The organism is Streptomyces sp. NRRL B-24484, assembly GCF_000717715.1.
Lineage (GTDB): Bacteria > Actinomycetota > Actinomycetes > Streptomycetales > Streptomycetaceae > Kitasatospora.
This window is the reverse complement of the sequence record NZ_JOAI01000112.1, coordinates 1-1,854: the sequence shown is the minus strand read 5'-3', so window position 1 is coordinate 1,854 and position 1,854 is coordinate 1. Positions and strand designations below refer to the sequence as shown.

At 73.2% G+C, this 1,854-nt stretch carries 1 protein-coding gene; it reads left to right on the top strand.

All coding sequences use genetic code 11. The features are described from left to right. Positions 1-698 precede the first annotated feature (698 nt). A complete protein-coding gene (locus IE98_RS0141425; RefSeq protein WP_030277883.1) occupies positions 699-1,190 on the top strand; it encodes a hypothetical protein in 492 nt (163 codons plus the stop codon). Positions 1,191-1,854 lie beyond the last annotated feature (664 nt).

The following is a 1,854-nucleotide window of genomic DNA, read 5'->3' as shown; positions in this document are numbered from 1 at the left end:
GTCGATCGCGGAGTTTCCGGGCGGGGTGGGTTTCAGGTGTCTATTGGGGCCATCCGCTGGGTCCGGGGCTGGAGGGCAGTGCGGCAACGTGGTCAAGGCAGGGTCCTGCTGCCTCGCGCTGTACTGTCGACTCGATGACGCTCGGATCCTCTTGCCGGGCCAGTGTCCGTGCGGTCGGCAGGAGGTTCTGCAGGATGCTGTATTCCCCGCTCGACAGTCCCATTTCCTGGTAGTCGAGGCCCCAGTCCGAGCCCGGCGTCACCAGGGTTCGGGCCCAGTAGCCGATCGACCGCGCGCATTCGGCCGCGGGGTCGTAACTACTGCCCGTACTCGGTGTCTTGCCCGGTTGGCCGGCAACTGCAGAAGACTGGGCCGGGCCGGTACTGCCAGGGGTGCCGCACGCGGTTAGCCCCACCGTCAGGGCTGCTGTGCCCGCGGTGCGGCCGATCCAACGGAACATCATCCGAGGAGTATGGGCTTGCGCGCGGGCTTGCGTCTACAGGCCGGGCGAGGAAGCTGCAGGGTGGCGGCTCTCCCTGGCATCCGGGAAAACCGCGGCGCGGCTCAACGCACCCACCCCTCCTCCACGGGGACCACGCCCCCACCGGCCCGCCGCGCCGAGCACCCCACCGACCGCCACCACCGGCCCGGCCCGCACCCCAGCGGGCCGGGCCGACCCGTTCGAGGAGACACCACAGATGACGATCACCCCCGCCACCCGCCGCGGCCTGTTCACCGCCGCCCCCGACAAGCGGCTGCGCCCCGGCACCCCGGACAAGGCCTGGGAGCTGTGGCTCACCGGCCCCGACACCCTGCTGCCGATGGTCGACCTCGCCAGCGCGCTGATGGCCGCCGCCGAGCACAACGCCCTCGCCGCCGACCTCGACGACGGCTCCCCGCTCCAGCCCGCCGGCCACGCCCTGGTCCTTCACCACGGCTACGCCTGGCTGCGCGAGGGCGCGGCCCGGCCGGGTGCCGGTGTGGCCGTTCCGTCGCTGTGCTGGACCGCGGCGTGTGCGGTGTGCGGCGAGGAGCCGGAAGGCGAGTTCGTCCCTTACCACGCCGGCCCCGAGGACGCCGTCGGCAACCGCGAGTGGCACCGGCTGCCGGACGGCGGCTGGTCTGCGACCGCGGCGGCACCGCCCGCAACGAGGCCCGCCCCGGGCGACCGTCCAGGACAACGGCCATGACCCGGACCAGCTCGCCCTCGCCTTCCCCGCCCGGCCCGTCGGCCGACCCCCGCGACGATCGACCCTGACCAGGGCACCGCCCGCAATTGGCGGTGCAACGGCGGTGCGGACTTCTTGTCCATGCAGGCCCGCCAGACCGCCCCCGAGTCCGGCCTTCGGGTAAGCCATGTCAGTTGGGCCGGGCGGCCGACCGGTGATCGCACGGGAGAGCGACCGGACGCCCCGTGCGGTGCAGTCCGGACCGCCGCACGAGGCCCGAGGCGCGACTCTGGATCGACAAGGGCTGGCTGCGGACCCCCGAGCGCGGCCAGCCCCTGGCCACCGGCCGGCACTCATGTCGAGGGCCCGCCGGGCAAAGGTGTGCGTCTCGGATCGGCGGGCCGAGAAGAAGGCTACTGAGTGGAACAGCCGGCCACCACGGTTGCCGGTCCCGGCCGGTACTCCAAGCCGAGCCGGCCACTCACCGCTGGACTCCAATCCCCTCGGACTCGAGTCAGGGACCGGTGGGCACCGCACCCGGGGCGAGGGCCACTGCCACCTCGCCCCCGCGGGTACGTCCGACCCGGACCTGTGCCCAGCCCTCCGGGACGCAGACGGTCAACAGGTCGGCCCCGCGGGCCTCGTCGCGGGTGCGCTCGAAGTGGTCGTCGCAGAGGTCCTCGGT

Coding starts and splice junctions, on each gene's coding strand:
- IE98_RS0141425 (WP_030277883.1), top strand. CDS start 699: ATGACGATCACCCCCGCCACCCGCCGCGGCCTGTTCACCGCCGCCCCC.